Origin of the sequence: uncultured Thalassospira sp. (assembly GCF_963976115.1) — a bacterium.
Classification (GTDB): Bacteria; Pseudomonadota; Alphaproteobacteria; order Rhodospirillales; family Thalassospiraceae; genus Thalassospira.
Genome location: NZ_CAXBJJ010000003.1, coordinates 53048 through 71858, shown reverse-complemented (window position 1 = coordinate 71858; position 18811 = coordinate 53048). Strand labels below are relative to the sequence as shown.

The following is an 18811-nucleotide window of genomic DNA, read 5'->3' as shown; positions in this document are numbered from 1 at the left end:
GGCATCCGGCCTTATGTTCAACGATTGCTATGCCTGGCTGCGTTTGGTGTTTTAAATCTGGTGTTGCTTTTTGAGGCAGATATTTTGCTGCCTTATGCCGTGATAGGCACGGGACTGATACTTGTGCGCAAGGCGGATGTAAAAACTTTGTTATACCCCTCTCACCGCAAAACCCGAAAATTCTGATGTGAGATGATGCGGAAATTGTCGGAGACCTGATCGCGGAAATGATGCCAGTTTTTGGGGATTGTTTTGCGGAAAAAGAGCATTATTGCCTGCGCGAACTGCTTTTGCGTCGGGTAGAACTGATTATGGGTGACATGTTCATGCATGACGGCCCAAAGCCGCTCTATCGGGTTCAAATGCGGACAATAGGCGGGCAGTTGGATCAATCGGATGCGGCATTCGGGGCGGGAAAGCCATCGCCTGACTTTTTCGCACCGGTGATAGGGTGCATTGTCCCAGATAACGTAAATGGTTGATTTGGTTTTATTTCTCGCCTCGGTTTTGGACAGAAGCCGCACCGCGCTATCACCATCAACGCTGAGCGGTTCAACAAAAGGCGCGTCGAAATTCTCCAGGCAAAGTGCCCCATGAATATTAACGCACCCCCGCCCGGCGGTGGTCTTGATGGCGGAGTTTGCGCCCTTGCGCACCCAGCCACACGCTGGCTTTGTTTGATATTCCGGATGAACCGCATCGGCAAAATAGACGGTCTCGTCGGCGGCCAGCGTGTTCAACAGGATTTCATAAAGCGCGATGAATGCGGCCTGCTTTTCTTCGTCCGCCACACGGGGCAGCGGTTTCGGCTTGCGATATTCAAAACCCGGACGGCGGAGCAGCTTCAGGCAGCCCGAATGGGCATACCTGACCCCGAATTCAGACGCGATATACGCCCTGATCTCCTGCGCGTTTCGGCAAAAACGCTCATCAAGCCAAGCGGACAAAGCTGCCTCCTGATGCGCCGTCAACTGCGATATGCCGCTTGCCAGCCATCTATTGCAAGCTGTTCCCAGCCGTCGCGCCGCCAGGTCTTGTACCAGCCCCGAACCGTATCGTCGTCAAGATAGAGAACTTCTGCAATCTCGGCGCAGGACTTGCCCTTGTCCAATAACAAGATCGCGTTCGCGCGCCGCGCAATACCATGATCCTCCCGCTGACGACGTACGCAGCGTTCCAGTTCAAGGCGTTCGGCCGAGGTGAGAAAATGTGAGTGAATCATGGTTCATAAAGAATCTATAAAAGCCCAAAGGTCACACAATAATCGGATGTTCAATGACTCGGAGTATAGTGTAAAGTCCAGACAAGATTATATGCGCCTAAAATGCAGGAGATGTGTGTTGCCTGATGACATTCTTGAAAAGCCATTGAGTGACCTTCAGGCAGAGCTGGCGCGGAAAGTTTTTAATTTAGCGCAAAACGGTCACTGGGAACCCGATGAACATGTATCGGAAACAAAACTGGCCAAGGAACTTGGGACATCGCGTTCGCCCGTGCGCAGTGTGTTGCAATTGCTTGAACAGTTTGGTGTTTTTTCAAAGGTTCCCAATGTCGGGTTTCGTTTTGTGGGGGTACCGGCGCAGCATTTGGATATTGAAGCGCATTTGCCGCGTTCGGAACTGGAAGATTTATATGAAAAACTGATGATTTCCCGCGCTAACGGAGATATCGGCGTAGAGGTTTCAGAGGCAGAGTTAGCCGAGCAATTTGGCCGGTCGCGCGGAATAGTCAGGCGTGTGATGATGCGGTTTGCCAATTCCGGTTTGGCAGAACGTCGAACAGGTCACGGTTGGCGTTTTGCCGAAACACTGGATCATCAGGATGCGATTAATGAAAGCTATGCCTATCGCATCATTATAGAATGCGGTGCTATTCGTGAAAGCAGTTTTGAACCGGTCCTTTTGCAGTTACAGGATTTACGAACCGAGCAGACCGCGATTTTACAGCGCCCTTTATCAGAAACGTCTGGTAGCGCCTGGTTCGACGCTAATGCCAACTTTCATTCTACAATTGTATCCTGGGCAAATAATCGTTTTTTAAGCGAAAGTATCCAACGGCAGAACAATTTGCGCCGGATGACGGAGTTTGCCGAGTTTACCCGGCTAAGTGAAGAACGTGTAAAAAAGTCGGCGCGGGATCATTTGGCAATTCTTGATGCCCTTGAGCGTGGCGATAGAAAATATGCGGTTGATATTCTCTATCGCCATCTTAGTCGGACGTCTTTCGATGGCCGTGATCCGCTTGGGGATTAACGTGTCAGAAAACGTGTTAGAAAGTCTTTTACCGCTCCCTGGATTTTATCACCTTCATGCCCGGCATTGGGGACAATGGCCATTTCCGAGGGCACGCCAATCGCCGACAGGCTTGTCGCCAGGCTATTGATCCGTTCCATGCGGGTGTGACCGGAATCGTTAATTCCGTCCATCCAGAAGGTTGATTTTTCGCCGACCATGGTGCCCTCGGGTGAGGTATCATTTGCACCAATCACAAGCTGCACGGCAACATTTTGCATAATTTCGGGCCGCAGGGGTGCGCCCAATTGTTGTTCCATATCTGCGGTGCCCACCCACCAGGGCGTGCTTTCATCGGCAATGGTAACGGTGCCTGGTGCGGCGATTGAAATGGCTGATAATCGGTCAGGGTGACGCAATAAAAAGCGGTGGGCAAATTGGCCGCCACCGGAAAACCCATGCATTATGAACTTTTCGCTGTTGAGGCGAAAAATGCCGGATACTTCGTCGATCATGTCGAGCAGAACCGTATCATAGGCCACATCGCCATAGCGAAGATGCTTGTAATTGTTAAAATCGTTCAGGCCTTCGATCCCGCAGGGAAACAGCGGCGCTAGTAATGCGCATTGTTGTTCTTCGGCGAAATCGACAAACTGATCACGCAGTTCATAGGCGTTGCGCATGCTGCCATGGATCAGCACGACCAGCGGATAGGTTTTTTTACCTGCTGGATCATAATTTTTGGGCACATAGGTGCAGTAGGAAAAACGCGGATCGCTTTGCAATGAAAACATGGCACTGCGGTCAAGGCGATAAAAATTCAGTTTTGCCATCAGCTTGTTTTGTCCTTTGCATAGGCCGCCAATTTTTCGCTCAGCCGTGTCATTACTGCTTTGAATGTGGCAAAGTCAGCCGCTTTTTCGCGGGTGGTTTCATCCATATACATGCGGCGGTTGATTTCGAATTGCACCGAATGGCGGCCAATTGCCGGGTTGGAATAGGCCTCAGTCAATTCGGCCCCTCGAAAGGGTTTGTTCATTTCAACCACAAAGCCTTCATCGCGCAAAATCTCGCATAACAGGTCGGTAAATTCGCTTCCTGCCGAACGCCCATAAAGATCGCCAATGCAAATATCGGGACGCGACGCGTCCTTTCCGTCCGAAGACATGGTGTGACCAATATTGGTCATTGAATGACAATTGATATGATAGACGGTGCGAAACTGGCCGTAAGACGCATCAAGCAACCGGCGAAGGGCGCAGTGATAGGGAAGCCAATAGGTGAGGATGCGGTTACGCGCCTGCGCAATGGTAAGCGGGCGGTCATACATTGCGGTGTCGTCCCACGCCTTGCGCCAGATAAGGCCCATGCCGCGTTTGGCGGTGTTGCTGGAACGTGTGGGATAGGGCCACTGCCCGTCAACCATGCTGACATCCATATCCGACAGGGACCGGTTTACATCAAGGAAGCTGCGTGGGAACAGGGCACGTAGCAGGGGGGCACCATAATCGGGTGCGGCGGCAAATAAGTCATCAACATGGGTGTCTGCTGATACACGCACGGCATCCGCATCGACAGCAGGATGAAAATCGACCGGAAGGTCAAGGCCGCTATGCGGGCTATCAAAAACCAGTGGCACCAGGGGGGCTTTGGGCGCGTCAATGCTTAAAACGCCGGGAATATCTTCCGGGACGGGAAGCAAGGGAAGGTTAAACTCGGGTGGTGTCATGATGTTTTTGTCTCTGTATCCGCGTTTGCGCCGATGGCCTCGTTGATCTGTTTAATAACGCCGGTAATGTCGCCCAGGCGTTCACCGTTTTTCAGACGCGCCATGGTGCGGGCGACGCGGCCCTGGCGGGCAATACCGGCATCGGCTTCGTCTTCTGCTTCGTCGGCAGGCAGAAAAACCACGCCAGATGCGTCGGCCAGAACGATATCGCCTGGTAATACAGGCGCATTGCCACATGCGATGGGGCGATTGAACGTGCCGCCCAAATTCAGCCTTTGTGTTGTTAACGACGATGCCCCGCGGCACCAAACCGGCAGGCCTTCATCGAGAATTTCGTTGATGTCGGTTACAGGTCCGTCGATGACGACACCAACAGCGCCGGCCTGTTTTACCGCACGCGCCACCGCCCCGCCAAGGCAGGCATGGCGGTCGTCGCCCAACCGGTCCACGACCAGCATGTCGCCGGGGCGGATTTTGCTAACCGCGTAATGCATCAGCGTGGAACACATGGGCGGCAGGGCCAATGTGACGGCGACACCGGCCCGTACCACTTGTTTGCTATCGAGCGCCTGAATGGCCCGATTGGCAAATCCGGTTAGCCGGACGTGGCCAAGGGTGGCTGTTTCAACCTGCTCCAGCTTTGCCCGCAAGGCTGGGTCAAGCGGTGCCGGTAAAGGATCAATACGATAGCGGGTCATGAAGCCTCCGGCATAATCGGGTTTTTAGGGTCAGCACGAAGCAAAGAACGGATAAGGCGGGCTGTTATGCTGACGATATGCCGGGTCAGTTTTTCGCCATGCTGCGCAGAGGCTAACGCTGCCAAGCCGGACAGCAATCCGTTCTCATCAATGTCTGTGGCATTCAGCGGCAGGTTAAGGGCGATACCCTCAAAAGTAACGCCAGACACACCACGCACAGGGAAACCAAGGGCTGTTTTGCGGGGTGTTTTTTCTGTTCGAAGGTCCATACGGCACTGTTCGGGGTATAAATGCAGGGCGACTGAACTGATTGGTTCACCGCCATGTCCGCGTACGGTAGCATCGCCAAACAGGGTTTCTAACAGGCTGTCGGGGATTGTTTTCCAAATATCAAGCGACGGCACCATAATGCCCCGATCACGGCGAATATCGCGCACGACTTGAGAGATCAGGGATGCGTTTGTGGTATGGCCGTTAAAAATCAGAAGACGGTTAAGGTCGTGGTCAAGCAGGCTGTCGAGCATATCGCGCAAGACCGCCTTGAAGGTTTCAGGACGCAATTGTATGCCACCGGCAACATCCCGAAAAAAATCGGCGTAACCAAAGGGGAGCCCGGGTGCCACCAGCGCACAGGGGCCTGCATCCTCTGCCGCCATGACCGCAAGGCGTTCGGCCAGTCGGTAATCGCCCATCGGGCAATGGGGGCCTTGCACTTCCTGCGATCCAAGCGGAACCAGAATGAGTGTTGGTTCCTGTGTTCGCGCGGCAAACTCAGCCGCCGTCATGTCTGCGATGCGGTTCTTTGTCATGATGCGGTTTCTTTTTGACGGGCGTTTTGGCTCAGGTGCCCTTTTATTTCGGGCAGGGACAGAATGGACGAATTGACATTCACCTGCCGGGACATCCGCACGATACCATTGCGCAGTTTACAGCGGACTGTATCGCGGAATGCGGTTTCGATGAAGGCCCAGTCGAATGTCAGGGTGTGCCAGCCGTCATCATCTTTTTTTGACCATGCGCCCCATGCTGCCACAGCAAAGCCAGCATCGGGTTCATAGGCATGGTGCAGCCGTGCACCGGTCATCGTTGTGACGCTTTCAACCCTGTGGCCCAACCCGGCCTGAATGCGATGCACCCCGCGATGGTCTTCTAAAACAAAGACAATATCGCGACCTGATTGTTCCAGACGAAGGGCTGTGATGCCCTGATCATTGGGTTCGGTTGTGTAAGTTCCAGCCCAGTTTTGCGGGGCATGCGACCAGCTTTCGGCTGGCGGTGGGCAAAGTTCAAGCATATTGATACGGTCTGGCAGATCGGGTTTGTCCCAGGTGCCAAGGGCAGGGCGCAGCACATCGTGGATAAGGCCATGAAAGCGACGATCATTATCGTCCATGCCCGCGGTGAAGGCGATGACAGCCTGTTCATTGGGCAGTACAATACAGGCTTGGCCGAACAGGCCCGTCGCCGCGTAGCTGTCATGGGGGCCTCGCCACCATTGATAGCCATATCCTTCGCGCCGTTCCGGGGCGGCGTCGCCCACGCTTTCATCGGGGCCGAGATAATGCTCGCCGGTTAATACACCCAGCGAGACATCGCGCAGTTGCATGCCGGTGGCGGCTATGGCCCAGTTTTCCGGCAAAATCTGATCACCGTTCCATTTGCCATGCTGCAAATGCAAAATCCCGAGTTTGAGCAGGTCAGATGTCCGGCAGGTCAGGCCATTGCCGCCGCTATTAATCCCTTCCGGGCTTTTGTCCCAGCAAATATTAGGTGACATTTGCAAAGGCGTAAAAACGCGATCCGTCAGGTAATCATGGACCGTGCGCCCCAAAGCGCGCTGCACAATGGCCGAGAGCATATAGCTGCATGCACTGTCATAAATGAAAATTTCGCCCGGCGCATAGACAATGGGTTGTTTAAGGAAATCTTCGACCCAGCTTGTTTTGAGTTTGCGCCACGATCCGCCGGAAATGCCGCAGGCATGACCGCTGGTCATTGTCAGCAGATGGCGAATTTGCATGGCTTCGATGCCACTGGCGGCCGAATTTTCAAATTCCGGGAAAAAGTCGATCACCCGGTCCGTCAGGTTTAGTTTGCCATCCTCGATGGCCAGTCCGACCGCCATCGAGGTAAAACTCTTGGTCACAGAATGCATCATATGCAAGCGATCAGGCCCGTAAGGTGCCCAATAGGCCTCGGTAATCAAGGCACCGTCATGCCAGACCAGCAGGCTGTGCATTTCAATACCGGCGCGTTCAATTTCATCAAGCACGGTTAAAATGATGGCAGGGTCTGTTTTGTGACTTTCAGGTGTTGCGCGGATCAGTCCGTCTTTATGGCTCATCCTAAAGCCTCCGTTCTCAGATTGGGGTCGTCAAAGCGCCAACTTAAAACAACGCCGGTTTCCGTGCGGTTCAGCTTGGGAATTGCCGAGAGCAAGGCGCGTGTATAATCGCTTTTGGGTTCATCAAATATCTGGTTGCGCGCCCCTTCTTCTGTGATCTTGCCATCGCGCATAACAATTACGCGGTCCGCGAGTTGTTCCACCACGCCCAGGTCGTGGCTGATGAACAGGCAGGAAAAGCCGTATCGATGTTGCAGGTTGCTTAAAAGCTCCAGCACCTGTGCGCGCACAGTGACATCAAGGGCCGAAACGGCTTCGTCGGCGATCACGAAATCAGGACGCCCGATAATAGCCCGGGCAATGGCAACACGCTGGCGCTGCCCGCCGGACAGTTCATGGGGCAGGCGGGCGAGATGGGCCGTGCTTAACCCGACTTCCTCAATCGCGGTACAAATGCGGTCGTCTCGTTCGGATCGGGAAAGATCTTTTTCGTGATACAGGGCTTCGGACAGGGTGCGCCGAATGGTAAAGCGCGGATCAAGCGATCCAAACGGGTCCTGAAAGATCATTTGGCAATTTCGGCGATAATCGATCCAGGTGGCATTGCCTTTTTTAACCGCGTGGCCGCGAAACAATACCTCGCCTGCACTGGCCTTGATTTGATGGGCAATGGCCTTTCCAAGGGTGGTTTTGCCAGAACCCGAAGCCCCAACAACGGCCACAACCTCGCCGCGTCGCACCGTAAGATTAATGCCGTGAAGGGCCTTTTTCTGATCAACCTTGCCAAACAAACCCGACCGGGATTTATATTCGACCGCCAGATCACGGGTTTCAAGGATGGGTTGGTCGGTATCATTGAAAAGGCGAACAGGCCCGCGTTCAGGCATGGAGCGCAGCAGGTTGCGGGTATATTCGTGTTGCGGTGTTGCCAGAATATCGGCTGTTTGGCCGGACTCAACGATTTCGCCCTGGCGCATCACAAGCAGGCGTTCGCAATAATGGGCGACCATGGGTAAATCGTGGCTGATCAGGATTAAGGCTGTGCCTTCTTCTTTTGTTAGCTCCAGCATCAATTTTAAAACGCTGCGCTGGACAAGGGCATCCAGGGCGGTGGTCGGCTCGTCGGCGATCAGCAAGGCGGGTTTAAGCAACATTGCAGATGCCAGCATGATGCGTTGGCGCATGCCGCCGGAAAATTCATGGGGATAATCATCCAGCCGGTCTTGCGGGGACGGAATGCCCACCCGTTCCATTATTTCAATGATCCGGGCATGACGTTCTTTTGCATTTAGTTTGGTGTGTTCTTGCAGCGGTTCGTTAAGCTGGCGACCAATTGTCATGGACGGGTTAAGGGACGTCATGGGTTCTTGAAAAACCATGCCGATCTTGGCCCCGCGCAGGCGGCGCAGATCCCTGGCTTTCATGTCCAGCACCGAACGCCCCTGAAACAGAATGTCTCCGCCATAGGGAACCACAACGCCGGGCTGAAGCCCGAAAAGCGAGCGGCCCAGCATGGTTTTTCCCGATCCGGATTCCCCGACAAGGCCTAAAACCTCGCCGGGTTTCAGATCGAAGCTGGCGGCTTTGACAATGCGGTTGTCAGTGGGGCTGACCAGCCCAAGGTCGAGCGCTTGCACACTTAACAAGATTTCGGTGTCAGTCATCACAGGCCCCTCATCCGTGGGTCAAAACGGTCGCGGACATAGTCGCCAAACAGATTGATGCCCAGCAAAGTCATCGAAATACACAGACCCGGAAAAATACCAAGCCAGACGGCCTGTTCCATATAAGGCCGTGCGCCCGCCAGCATATTGCCCCAAGTCGGTGCGGGTGGCGGCACGCCAAGACCGAGAAAACTAAGCGCACTTTCGGTCAGCAAAACAGAGCCAAACATTGATGTCGCGATCACGATCACCGGTGCCAGGCAGTTTGGAATAATATGGACAAGCAAGGTATACCCGGCAGGGTGCCCCATCAGACGGGATGCCTCGATATAATCCTGCCCGCGCAGCGACATGACCGAGCCCCGAACAACCCGTGTGACCGTAGGTAAATAGGCCAGGCCAAGGGCGATGATGACACCGGAAATGTTGGTGCCCATGATGGACAGCAAAGCAAGGGCCAGCAGCATGGACGGGAAGGCAAGAAGCGTGTCGGTAAACAGCATAACGGTGCGATCCACCCAGCCCCGGCAATAGCCCGATAGCGCGCCAAGGATCAGCCCGAAAAAGACCGAGCACAAAACCGTCAGCGTCGAAATCGAAACGCTGGTGCCCGCAGCCGCCATCAGGCGCGATAAAACGTCACGGCCATATTCATCGGTGCCCAGCCAGTGGCCCGGCCCCGGGGGCAAAAGTTTGTCTTGCAGGTGAATGGCCAGCGGGTTTTCCGGTGTCCAGAGCAACCCTGACAACGCCACAACAAGGAAGAAGGCGACCAGGCTGCTTCCCAGAATTTGGTTTGTTCTACGCAAGCTCATTGGGCTTTTATCCTTGGATCGAACAGGGGGTAGCACAGATCGATAATCAGATTGACGACCACATAGGTCACCGCGACAAAAAGCAGGCAACCCTGCAAAACCGGGTAGTCGCGACCGAAAATGGATTCAACAATCAAACGGCCAAGGCCGGGAATGGTAAAAACCGTTTCGATAACAGCGACACCGCCCAGTAAATTGCCCAGAATAAGACCCAGCAAGGTCCATGTTGGGCCAAACGCATTGCGGGCAACGTGCCGGGTCAGGATGGCGGTGTCTGAAAGGCCCTTGGCGCGCGCATGGGTAATGTAGTCAAGGCGCAAAACATCAAGGGTTGATGCCCGTGCCATGCGGACCAGAATGCCGGTTTCGTGCAATACCAGCGATGCCACCGGCATGATCAGATAGAGAAATCCGCTCCAGAAATTCTGGGCGATAGATACATATCCGATAACCGGTAGCCAACCGAGTTTAAGGCCGAAAAACAACAGCAGCATCAAACCACCCCAGAAGGTGGGGATCGACATCAGCATGGTGGCTGTAAAGACAACGCCCAGATCAAAGCCGCTGCTTTGGCGCCAGGCAGCGACCATACCCAACGGTACAGCGATGAGTGCGGACAGTGCGACGGCAATCAGTACCAGTTGTGCTGAAATAAAGAAGCGATGCAACACAAGCTGTAAAACCGGTTCTCCGGTGGTGATGGAATGCCCCAAATCGCCATGTAACAGGGCCTGGAACCATAGAAACATTTGGGTGGGAATAGGTTGATCCAGCCCGAGATGGCGGCGCATGGTGTCGTAAACCTGCTGGTCTGCGTTGTCACCCAGCATCAGCGTGACCGGGTCGCCCGGGATCAGCCGGATCAAGGCGAAAACGGTAATTGAAACCAGAATGAGCGTCGGTATGGCTGTGAGCAAACGTGCAACTATGAATCTGAGCATTATGCGCCCCTGTTTGCGTGTTTTGCGTTTAACGCGGGGTCTGGTTTTTAGGAAACCAGCGCCGCGTAAAGCGGTTGTTTTTTCTTGTGAGATTTGTATCGCGGATCATTTTTTAACCGCGACACCCCATAGGCGGGTAAAGCCGTTCCAGGTGCGATAGCCCTCGATATTGGCATTGGTAACAGAAACATCGATGCCGTTTGCCAGCATCAGCATGGGCACATCATGTAAGAACAATTCGTGCAACTGATCAAACAGGGCCTGACGTTTTGGTCCATCGGGGGTTTGCAGGACGTCGTTCAAAAGGGCGATGGCTTGCGGATTATCCCAAATCGCACTGCCACGATCTTTTTTAGACGCCGTTACCGCGCTATAGGCCAGGGCCGGGTCGGCGCGGTTGGAATAGTTAAAGGCGGAAAGCTCATATTTGCCATTGCGAAAACGGTCAAGCTGGGTTGCCCATTCAAGAACTTCAATCCGGACATTGATGCCGTTCATTTGCAACATTGCCTGGGAGATAATGGCAACATTTTCGTTAATCGGGTTTCGCCGATTGGTTTGAATGACGATTTCCTGGCCTTTATATCCTGCTGCCTTAAGCAGGCCAGCAACATCTTGCGGGGCATAGTCGATCCGTTTGTCCTGTATCGCGTCATGATAAACGGATCGGGTCGCAACAAGCGACGCATTGGGCGTGCCAAGACCATTGGTTGCGGCATCCACGATTTGCGGAATATCAAGGGATTTGGCAATCGCCAGACGCATTTCACGCGAAGACAGGACCGGGTCAGTGGTTTGCATTAAAAGCGTGATCATCCCGCCATGCGGTTCTGCCACGACCTTAAAGGCAGGGTCGTTCATAAGGTTTTTGGCTTCGCTGGGCGGCAGATAGGGCAAAATATCCAGATCGCCACTGCGAAGGGCGGCAACGGCGGTTGATTTATCGGGCGTTACGATCAGGTTGACATCATCGACCAGCACCTCTTTGCGCCCGGCATAGCCATCAATTTTGTCACCAACCGGGTTATAGTCTTTGAACTTGGTCAGATGGATCCGTTCGCCGCGTGTCCATTTGTCAAAAACAAACGGGCCGGTGCCGATGGGGTGATCCCAGGTGCCGTCTTTTGCAAAGCTGTCGGGGTGCATGATGGCCATACCGCCGCATTGCGACTGCGCGGTATATTTTAAAAACATCGCATCGGGTTTGCTAAGCGAAATGACGACTGTTTGAGGATCCGGGGCTTCGATCTTTTCAATTGCGGCCCCGCGCGAGCCGTCAAAAAATGAAGCGCAGTTAAAGGCCGGTGTGGCGCGCAGCGTATTCAGGCTTTGTTTGGCAATGGCCGCCGTCAGAGGCGCGCCGTTATGAAATACAACATCGTCGCGCAGGTGAAAGGTGTAAGTGGTGCCGTTGTCTGAAACATCCCAGCTTTTGGCAAGCATTGGTTTAATGTCGCCGCCTTCGCCAAAGGCAACCAACCCTTCACCGATATTCATCATGACGGAATCTGAAAGGGAATCACGGTTTACCCCCGGTTCAGAACTGCGTAAATCAGCGGAAATCTGAACGTTGAGCGTTTGTGCGCAAAGGGAAGAGGCCCCGAAAAGCACGGACCCTGCAAATGCGAAATGAAACCATAAAGCGTTTTTTTTCATGAAGCCTCTCTGTTGGTTTATTCTCATCGTTGTATTTCAGTTGCACATAATACAATATTGAAAATACAAGACAGGTCAAACGAAAAATCTGTCATGCCAGCAATTTGCAGCTTTGCCGGTCGGATGAGCCGTCTTACTGGCTGGGGGTAGTCGTTTTGCCACGCATGTATGGGGCGTAAATAGAACAGGTTTTGTGCCATACACGGTTGGTCTTTCCATGACGGCGACCTATTTTTTTAGTCAAGGCCGTATTTGTGAAACGGGCGAGAACGATTGCGAAGGAAATGTAAAAAGTACGCCGGGCGTCTTCTATTAGGCACATAAAATAAGGGAAGTTATTTCTGGGGTTGTGCCATCAGAGGCCAGATTGCAAAACAGACCTCCAACCAGGCACGTTCGCCTGAGTGAGGCCTGTTTTGGTTTCAGCGCGGGAATATTCAGTCCTGGCAAAGTTGTTTGTGCAGCAGCCCAACCAACAGGAAGCCCGCCACGATCGAGACATGTTCAAGTGCGGTTGTAACCTGGTGGATTTGTTCGATGCCCGAAAAGTTCCAGAAATCGTGTGCGATCAGGGTGGCCGCAATGGTAAAACCAGCCAGGAACAGGCACGAAGTCCGGATGAAGAAACCTGAAATCAGGCACAGGCTTGCCAGAATTTGTACGGTAATTGTTGCCACAAGGCAGACTGTCGGAAAGGGGAGGCCGATGGCCTCCATCTCGGCCATTGCGCCGGACCAATCCATCAGCTTTGTCGTTCCGCTAAAGATAAACACGGCAACAAGCAACATCCGGGCGATCAGAAACGTTCCGTAATGTGACGTTTGCCTCATTGTCCAATTCCTGTCATCGCAACAATGTTCGTATTTAAGACATAGTCGGTTGCAAGGAACCCGGTCGTCATAGCAACAACCAGCAATGCGCCGACAAGTTTGGGCGGTGCCGGCAAGGGAACATCAAACCATCTGCACCCTGCGCCAATCACCAGTCCCATGCCGAGGCCCAGAAGAATATCGGAAATCATGGCTTTTCTCCTGCGCTTGAGGGGTGACCGGTCGGGCCGCCGCACATGGTTCTTGTTTTGCAGTCGCGATGGGCAAAAAAACGATCAATCAGGATGTAACCCGTTGTCATTGCCACCACCAGCAGCGCCCCGATAATCACCGGCGGGGCCGGAAGCGGCAGGGATGCGAGACGGCACACCACCCCGATGGAAAGTGCCACTAATATTCCAAGAAGGGCTTTCATTGATCAGACCCTTTCGATGTAGCGGATTTGGATTTAGCCGGGATGGCTGTGCCCAGAAGATGGGTGACAACCGGTGTTGTTTCGGGTTTTAGGAGAGTGCGGATTTCATCCTGGATGACACGATCAGACCCTGAAACCCGTTCATGATGCCGCAGATGGTTAAGCCACGATGTTTCAAGAAAATACTCGCTGAACTGATCAGGATGTTCGGCATCCTGCATAAGGCCCCAGCGATAGGCACCAGACCGCTTTCGCGCCTGTGACAGGGCGGTGGCGAGCACAAGGAACCGTGCGTGGTTTTTAGCGGGCACATGATACATGATCATGGTCATGGCGGGGCTGCGGTCATGGGCGTTTTCATGAACCACAACCGGTGCAGGCCAATGGGCGGAAGGGGCAAGGTCCAGTTTTTCGCCCAAGCCCAGTTTTAATCGCCACGTAACCGGGATCAGAATAACAGCGCCGGTGGCTGCAATGATCAAGGCGGCGGGTATCCCGGCGGCTTGTGCAACCTGGCCCCAGATAATGCTGCCCAGCGACATCGCCCCGAAGAATATTGTAATGAAAACAGACAGCCCCCGCGCCCGAACCCAGGATGGCAATGCCGTTTGCGCCGATGCGTTAAGGGTTGAGAGAACCGCAATCCAGGAGGCACCGGCCAGCAAAGACCCGGCCGCCGCAGCGATCAGGTTGGGAACGATGGCAAAAACAACCAGAACACAGGCCGTACCAAGTGTTCCCGCCGCGGCAATATTGTCCGGGCCAAAGCGCCGCCGCAGCCTGGGCAGCACAAGGGCACCCAGAACCGCGCCAACACCAACGGCCCCAACCAGAATGCCGTAACTGCGTGCATCGCCGCCCAAGGATGTTTTGGCAATTAGAGGCAATAATGCCCAATATGCCGATGCGAATAAAAAGAACGCAACCGCACGCCCAATGGTCGCCCTGAGCGGGGCACTATGCAGGGCATATCGCGCCCCGGCCATCATTGCGGCAATAACATGTTCGCGCGGCAGGGCTGAGGTGGTTTCGGATGTCATCTTCCAGGTAAAAAGCGCAATCAGAATGCCAATAAAGCTGACGGCATTCAGGGCAAAGGGCGCGTAAATGCCGATGGAAACAATAATAACCCCCGCCAGTGCCGGACCAATTGCCCGACTGACATTGATGCCGGTTGAGTTAAGCGCAATTGCAGCTTGCAAGGCGTGCCGGGGAACAAGTGACGGCACAATGGCCTGCCATGCCGGGGCAACAAAGGCAGTACAGGTGCCTAAAATAAAGGTTGCCCCGATCAGGACGGTGGGTGTTGCGGCGTCAAGGTAAACCAGCAGCGCAAAGGCACTTGCCGTTGCCGCCATAATCACATTCACCAGCATCAGCAATTTGCGCCGGTCAAACATATCGGCCAGCGCCCCGGCCAGCAGTGCGAACAAGAAGACGGGCAGGGTTGTTGCCGCCTGCACCAGCGAGACCGCAGACGGGGATGGATCAAGCGATGCCATCAGCCAGCCCGCGCCGACATCGTTCATCCAGGTGCCGATATTGGAAACCACCGTTGCGACCCACAGAATGGTAAAAGCGCGAAAGCGAAACGGTGCCCAGGGAGAAGAAGGCGTGACGGGCACGCCGTCATTTTGGTTGGGTGTTGCAAGATTTTTCATCGGTTTATACCGCAAAGCACGAACAGCCAAGTGCGCCCCAGAAGGCATTCTTGTCGGCTGCGGGGATGGGGCGGGTCCAGGCGATCTGGTGGTCATGGCCGTGCATACCGCAATGATTGCCACATCCGTCATGGCAGGCGCGTTCATGTGTCTGGATCGGAGCGTTCTGGCGCATGGCGGGGCTGGCCTCGAAGTTGACTGGGCTCCAGGACGGGCTTGCCGGGGGCAGGGCGGGTGACAGGTCCTGGAATTTGTCCTGTGCAAAGACGATTTTGCCGCCAACCATGGTCAAAATGGACTGGATCTGTCGGATGTCTTCGGCAGGCACCGTCATATAGTCGGCAGAGAGAACTGCGAGATCGGCATATTTGCCAACGCCCAATGTGCCCTTGTTGGCCTGTTCGCCCGAAAACCATGCCGATCCTTCGGTCCACAGACGCAAGGCCTGTTCGCGGCTGACAAGTTTGTCGTCGTCATAAAGCGCAAGGCCGCCGGTGGTTTTGCCTGTGGTTAACCAGTAAAGCGCAACCCACGGATCATAGGATGCCACCCGGGTGGCATCGGTGCCGGCACCCACTGGCACACCGGCCTCGAGCATTTTCTTGATCGGCGGGGTGTCTTTTGCGGCGTCGCTGCCATAGCGATTGACAAAATATTCGCCCTGATAGGCCATGCGGTGCTGAATGGCGATGCCACCGCCCAATGCCTTGATGCGGTCGATATTACGCGCACTGATGGTTTCGGCATGGTCTATGATGAAACGGGTTTCAAATGGCGCACGCCCGTTAACCCGTTCAAACACACCCAGAAACCGATCAATTGTTTCATCATAGGTGGCGTGAATTCGAAACGGCCAGCGATTGGTCGCCAAAAGTTCAACAACCGGTTCAAGTTCTTTTTCCATCACCGGTGCCAGGTCCGGTCGTGGTTCAAGGAAGTTTTCAAAATCGGCTGCGGACCATGCCAGGTTTTCACCTGCCCCGTTCATTTTAAGCCAACTGTCACCGGCGTCGGGTTTGGTAATGGTCATCCAGTGTTCGTAATCGGTTAATTCCTGACCAGCCTTTTGGGCAAACAAATTATAGGCAATACGCACCGTAAGCTGGTCTTCGTCATGCAATTTGCGAATAACGTCATAGTCCTCGGGGTAATTTTGCCCGCCGCCGCCAGCATCAATCACGCTGGTAATACCCATGCGGTTCATTTCGCGCATAAAATGGCGGGTTGAATTGATCTGGTCATTAAGGGGTAATTTGGGCCCCTGTGCCAAGGTGGAATACAGAATAAGGGCAGATGGTTTGGCAATCAGCAAACCGGTCGGATCACCATTACCATCATGTTCAATTTCACCACCGGGCGGGTTGGGGGTTTTGCGATTAATGCCCAGCACCTTGATTGCTGCCCGGTTCAAAAGCGCGCGGCCATAAAGATGAAGGATGAAAACGGGTGTATCGGGTGCGGCCTTGTTGATTTCATCAAGGGTTGGCATCCGCCGTTCGGCAAACTGAAATTCCGACCAGCCGCCAACAACACGCACCCATTGCGGTGCCGGGGTGCGGTCGGCCTGATTTTTTAGCATGGTTAAGGCATCGGCAACGGAGGGCACATTTTCCCAGCGCAGTTCCATATTGTAATTCAGGCCGCCACGGATCAGGTGGGTGTGGCTGTCATTCAAACCGGGAATAACCCGCTTGCCGCCCAGATCAATGATCTTTGTGGTGCTGTCGGCCAAGCGCATGATGTCGTCATTGCGGCCAATTGCGGCGACCACGCCATTGGTAATGGCGATGGCTTCAGCCTCGTTGACATGAGGGTCGAGGGTTGAAACCTTGGCATTGTGAAGAATGATGTCGGGAGATGAAGTCGTTGTCATTACCGGGCTCCAGTCAAATTCGCGAGGCCTGAAAAGAAAACAGAATGTCGAGAAGGGATACGGGCAGGGGAGGGCGTGCTGAAGGAAGGGCGCTGCCAGGTGGCAGACGCCCCTGGTCAGTGATCAGTTGGCAGGTTTCGGGGGCAGGGTTTCGCCGTGATTGGCACGTTCCGGGGCTTTGTGAACCATGGTGTAGGCATAATCGACACCCATGCCATAAGCACCGGAATGGTCTTTGACGATTTCCATGACGGCATCATAGGTTTCGCGGTGTGCCCAGTCGCGCTGCCATTCCAGCATCACTTGCTGCCAGGTAACCGGAACAACGCCAGCCTGGATCATGCGTTGCATGGAATAATCATGGGCTTCTTTTGACGTGCCGCCCGATGCATCGGCTACCATGTAAATTTCGTAATCGCCTTCGGCCATGGCGGCAAAAGCAAAGCCGTTATTGCAAACTTCGGTCCAAAGCCCTGAAACAATGACTTTCTTTTTGCCATTTTTAGCAAGGGCTTCGCGTACTTTAAGATCGTCCCATGAATTCATCGAGGTGCGTTCAAGGATCGGGTTTTCCGGAAAAACTGATAACAGTTCGGGGTAGGTGTGGCCGGAAAAACTTTCGGTCTCAACCGTGGTGATCGTAGTGGGAATGTTGAAAGCTTTGGCCGCCTTTGCCAGTGCAACGGTATTGTTTTTCAAAACCTGACGGTCAATCGACTGAACGCCAAAAGCCATCTGCGGCTGATGATCGATGAAAATGATCTGGCAATTGTCTTTGGTAAGAAGTTCCGGGCGGTTCATTTGCATTCTCCTGTTGGTTTGTCTGGTGAAGAAGCCGTCGGCTGCTTCGTTGTTGCAAACCCACAATGCCCTGAATATTGCCTGCCGTATTGTATGAGCCTCACGTCGTGAATTGTATGATTTTCAGGTTTGGAAAATAATGCAAAATTTGTTCAAAAGTTGTTTTATTTCAGTATTTTACGATTAAGGTTTTTGACAAAAAACAGATACAAAAAAGGCCGGCGCAAACAGCACCGGCCTTGCCGCAGAAGGGAGGGTTTTTAGCCTTCGATAAAGGCCAGAAGCAACGTGTTGATGGCGTCTTTGTGGGTGGTGCAAAGCCCATGCGGTGCCCCGGCAATAATTTTCAATTCGCCATTGGGGAGCAATTTCATTGCTGCCTTTGCCGTGGTTTCAAGGGGCACAATCTGATCATCGTCACCATGGATAACCAGGGTTGGAATTGTCATTTTCTTCAAATCTTCGCGCAGGTCGGTTTCCGAAAATGCCTTGATGCATTCATACTGGGCCAGAATGCTGCCTTCCATACCTTGCAACCAGAAGGTGTCGCGAAGGCCTGCGGAATCTTCGATTTCGGGGCGATTAAAGCCGTAAAAGGCGGTCGGGAAATCTTTGTAAAGCTGGGCACGGTTTTTTTGCACAGCTTCGCGAATGCCGTTAAAAACATCCATAGGTACACCGTTGGAGTTCCAGTCGGTTTTGACCATGATGGGTGTTACTGCACCAATCAAAACGGCCTTGGCGACACGTTCGGTCCCGTGACGTCCGATATAGCGGGCAACTTCACCGCCACCAGTTGAATGGCCGACATGGATGGCATTTTTCAGATCCAGCGCCTGAACCACTGCGGCAAGGTCGTCGCCGTAGTGATCCATGTCGTTGCCAAATCCTGGCTGCGATGACCGACCGTGACCCCGGCGATCATGGGCAACAACACGATAGCCTTTTTGCGCCAGAAACAGCATCTGATCTTCAAAGGCGTCGGCGTTGAGCGGCCAGCCATGGCTGAAAACAATCGGCTGGGCATCTTTGGGGCCCCAGTCTTTGACATAAAGCCGGGTGCCGTCGGTGGTTTCGATATCGTTGGAACGGGTCATTTTCGGTTTCCTTATGAAAAATAATCGGTTTGAGTCGGGGTGGAAAGGGATTGGCA

General features: G+C 53.7%; 19 protein-coding genes. 1 reads left to right on the top strand and 18 read right to left on the bottom strand.

The genetic code is table 11. From position 1 onward, the window contains the following. Nucleotides 1-161: 161 nt before the first annotated feature. Together AAC086_RS04150 and AAC086_RS04145 are read right to left on the bottom strand one after the other, a co-directional pair. Entirely contained in the window at nt 162-947 is a 786-nt protein-coding gene (locus tag AAC086_RS04150; RefSeq protein ID WP_339775658.1) for an IS630 family transposase, read from the bottom strand. A gap of 20 nt (nt 948-967) precedes the next feature. Continuing rightward, complete coding sequence (locus AAC086_RS04145) at nt 968-1222, bottom strand: helix-turn-helix domain-containing protein (protein WP_339775655.1); 255 nt, start codon at nt 1220-1222, stop codon at nt 968-970. Here AAC086_RS04145 and AAC086_RS04140 point away from each other — a divergent pair. Beyond that, entirely contained in the window at nt 1221-2252 is a 1032-nt protein-coding gene (locus AAC086_RS04140) for a GntR family transcriptional regulator (protein ID WP_339775653.1), read from the top strand. The two genes, AAC086_RS04145 and AAC086_RS04140, sit on opposite strands and share 2 nt — an antisense overlap. On the opposite strand, the gene AAC086_RS04135 is transcribed toward AAC086_RS04140, so the two are convergent. From AAC086_RS04135 to AAC086_RS04060, 16 genes are all read right to left on the bottom strand, one after another. Further along, nucleotides 2249-3064, bottom strand: coding sequence for an alpha/beta hydrolase (locus AAC086_RS04135; protein ID WP_339775651.1), 816 nt, complete (start codon nt 3062-3064; stop codon nt 2249-2251). The genes AAC086_RS04140 and AAC086_RS04135 overlap by 4 nt on opposite strands. Further along, the gene (locus tag AAC086_RS04130; RefSeq protein WP_339775650.1) at nt 3064-3960 is read right to left on the bottom strand and encodes an N-formylglutamate amidohydrolase; all 897 of its coding nucleotides are present in this window, start codon (nt 3958-3960) and stop codon (nt 3064-3066) included. The genes AAC086_RS04135 and AAC086_RS04130 overlap by 1 nt, the downstream gene beginning before the upstream one ends. Next, entirely contained in the window at nt 3957-4658 is a 702-nt protein-coding gene (locus tag AAC086_RS04125) for an RraA family protein (RefSeq protein ID WP_339775649.1), read from the bottom strand. Before AAC086_RS04125 ends, AAC086_RS04130 begins: the two co-directional genes overlap by 4 nt. Then, nucleotides 4655-5467: a creatininase family protein gene (locus AAC086_RS04120; RefSeq protein WP_339775647.1), complete on the bottom strand. Its 813-nt coding sequence runs from the start codon at nt 5465-5467 to the stop codon at nt 4655-4657. The genes AAC086_RS04125 and AAC086_RS04120 overlap by 4 nt, the downstream gene beginning before the upstream one ends. Further along, entirely contained in the window at nt 5464-7002 is a 1539-nt protein-coding gene (locus AAC086_RS04115; protein ID WP_339775644.1) for a serine hydrolase domain-containing protein, read from the bottom strand. Before AAC086_RS04115 ends, AAC086_RS04120 begins: the two co-directional genes overlap by 4 nt. Further along, entirely contained in the window at nt 6999-8666 is a 1668-nt protein-coding gene (locus AAC086_RS04110; RefSeq protein ID WP_339775641.1) for an ABC transporter ATP-binding protein, read from the bottom strand. Before AAC086_RS04110 ends, AAC086_RS04115 begins: the two co-directional genes overlap by 4 nt. Further along, a complete protein-coding gene (locus tag AAC086_RS04105; protein ID WP_339775639.1) occupies nt 8666-9481 on the bottom strand; it encodes an ABC transporter permease in 816 nt (271 codons plus the stop codon). Before AAC086_RS04105 ends, AAC086_RS04110 begins: the two co-directional genes overlap by 1 nt. Then, the gene (locus AAC086_RS04100) at nt 9478-10422 is read right to left on the bottom strand and encodes an ABC transporter permease (RefSeq protein WP_339775636.1); all 945 of its coding nucleotides are present in this window, start codon (nt 10420-10422) and stop codon (nt 9478-9480) included. Before AAC086_RS04100 ends, AAC086_RS04105 begins: the two co-directional genes overlap by 4 nt. Nucleotides 10423-10527: 105 nt before the next feature. Then, nucleotides 10528-11922, bottom strand: a complete 1395-nt coding sequence (locus tag AAC086_RS04095; protein WP_339775633.1) for an ABC transporter substrate-binding protein — start codon at nt 11920-11922, stop codon at nt 10528-10530. Nucleotides 11923-12515: 593 nt separating this feature from the next. Continuing rightward, nucleotides 12516-12908: a DoxX family protein gene (locus tag AAC086_RS04090; protein ID WP_339775630.1), complete on the bottom strand. Its 393-nt coding sequence runs from the start codon at nt 12906-12908 to the stop codon at nt 12516-12518. Further along, a complete protein-coding gene (locus AAC086_RS04085) occupies nt 12905-13099 on the bottom strand; it encodes a DUF1427 family protein (RefSeq protein ID WP_339775627.1) in 195 nt (64 codons plus the stop codon). Before AAC086_RS04085 ends, AAC086_RS04090 begins: the two co-directional genes overlap by 4 nt. Continuing rightward, the gene (locus AAC086_RS04080; RefSeq protein WP_339775625.1) at nt 13096-13323 is read right to left on the bottom strand and encodes a DUF1427 family protein; all 228 of its coding nucleotides are present in this window, start codon (nt 13321-13323) and stop codon (nt 13096-13098) included. The genes AAC086_RS04085 and AAC086_RS04080 overlap by 4 nt, the downstream gene beginning before the upstream one ends. Then, nucleotides 13320-14984 carry an MFS transporter gene (locus AAC086_RS04075; RefSeq protein WP_339775623.1) on the bottom strand — a complete coding sequence of 555 codons (1665 nt, stop codon included), beginning with the start codon at nt 14982-14984 and terminating at the stop codon, nt 13320-13322. Before AAC086_RS04075 ends, AAC086_RS04080 begins: the two co-directional genes overlap by 4 nt. Nucleotides 14985-14988: 4 nt before the next feature. Further along, on the bottom strand, nt 14989-16857 hold the full coding sequence (locus AAC086_RS04070; RefSeq protein WP_339775621.1) for an amidohydrolase: 1869 nt from the start codon (nt 16855-16857) through the stop codon (nt 14989-14991). A 123-nt stretch (nt 16858-16980) separates the two neighbouring features. Next, complete coding sequence (locus AAC086_RS04065; RefSeq protein WP_339775619.1) at nt 16981-17658, bottom strand: hydrolase; 678 nt, start codon at nt 17656-17658, stop codon at nt 16981-16983. Nucleotides 17659-17918: 260 nt separating this feature from the next. Then, the gene (locus AAC086_RS04060) at nt 17919-18755 is read right to left on the bottom strand and encodes an alpha/beta hydrolase (protein WP_339775617.1); all 837 of its coding nucleotides are present in this window, start codon (nt 18753-18755) and stop codon (nt 17919-17921) included. Between the last annotated feature and the right edge of the window lie 56 nt (nt 18756-18811).

What these genes read in the sequence shown, in the direction of transcription:
- AAC086_RS04065 (WP_339775619.1), bottom strand. Translation starts at nt 17,658, where the DNA reads ATGAACCGCCCGGAACTTCTTACCAAAGACAATTGCCAGATCATTTTC.
- AAC086_RS04120 (WP_339775647.1), bottom strand. Translation starts at nt 5,467, where the DNA reads ATGACAAAGAACCGCATCGCAGACATGACGGCGGCTGAGTTTGCCGCG.
- AAC086_RS04085 (WP_339775627.1), bottom strand. Translation starts at nt 13,099, where the DNA reads ATGATTTCCGATATTCTTCTGGGCCTCGGCATGGGACTGGTGATTGGC.
- AAC086_RS04100 (WP_339775636.1), bottom strand. Translation starts at nt 10,422, where the DNA reads ATGCTCAGATTCATAGTTGCACGTTTGCTCACAGCCATACCGACGCTC.
- AAC086_RS04110 (WP_339775641.1), bottom strand. Translation starts at nt 8,666, where the DNA reads ATGACTGACACCGAAATCTTGTTAAGTGTGCAAGCGCTCGACCTTGGG.
- AAC086_RS04075 (WP_339775623.1), bottom strand. Translation starts at nt 14,984, where the DNA reads ATGAAAAATCTTGCAACACCCAACCAAAATGACGGCGTGCCCGTCACG.
- AAC086_RS04140 (WP_339775653.1), top strand. Translation starts at nt 1,221, where the DNA reads ATGGTTCATAAAGAATCTATAAAAGCCCAAAGGTCACACAATAATCGG.
- AAC086_RS04145 (WP_339775655.1), bottom strand. Translation starts at nt 1,222, where the DNA reads ATGATTCACTCACATTTTCTCACCTCGGCCGAACGCCTTGAACTGGAA.
- AAC086_RS04060 (WP_339775617.1), bottom strand. Translation starts at nt 18,755, where the DNA reads ATGACCCGTTCCAACGATATCGAAACCACCGACGGCACCCGGCTTTAT.
- AAC086_RS04130 (WP_339775650.1), bottom strand. Translation starts at nt 3,960, where the DNA reads ATGACACCACCCGAGTTTAACCTTCCCTTGCTTCCCGTCCCGGAAGAT.
- AAC086_RS04090 (WP_339775630.1), bottom strand. Translation starts at nt 12,908, where the DNA reads ATGAGGCAAACGTCACATTACGGAACGTTTCTGATCGCCCGGATGTTG.
- AAC086_RS04115 (WP_339775644.1), bottom strand. Translation starts at nt 7,002, where the DNA reads ATGAGCCATAAAGACGGACTGATCCGCGCAACACCTGAAAGTCACAAA.
- AAC086_RS04125 (WP_339775649.1), bottom strand. Translation starts at nt 4,658, where the DNA reads ATGACCCGCTATCGTATTGATCCTTTACCGGCACCGCTTGACCCAGCC.
- AAC086_RS04070 (WP_339775621.1), bottom strand. Translation starts at nt 16,857, where the DNA reads ATGACAACGACTTCATCTCCCGACATCATTCTTCACAATGCCAAGGTT.
- AAC086_RS04095 (WP_339775633.1), bottom strand. Translation starts at nt 11,922, where the DNA reads ATGATGAATATCGGTGAAGGGTTGGTTGCCTTTGGCGAAGGCGGCGAC.
- AAC086_RS04080 (WP_339775625.1), bottom strand. Translation starts at nt 13,323, where the DNA reads ATGAAAGCCCTTCTTGGAATATTAGTGGCACTTTCCATCGGGGTGGTG.
- AAC086_RS04135 (WP_339775651.1), bottom strand. Translation starts at nt 3,064, where the DNA reads ATGGCAAAACTGAATTTTTATCGCCTTGACCGCAGTGCCATGTTTTCA.
- AAC086_RS04105 (WP_339775639.1), bottom strand. Translation starts at nt 9,481, where the DNA reads ATGAGCTTGCGTAGAACAAACCAAATTCTGGGAAGCAGCCTGGTCGCC.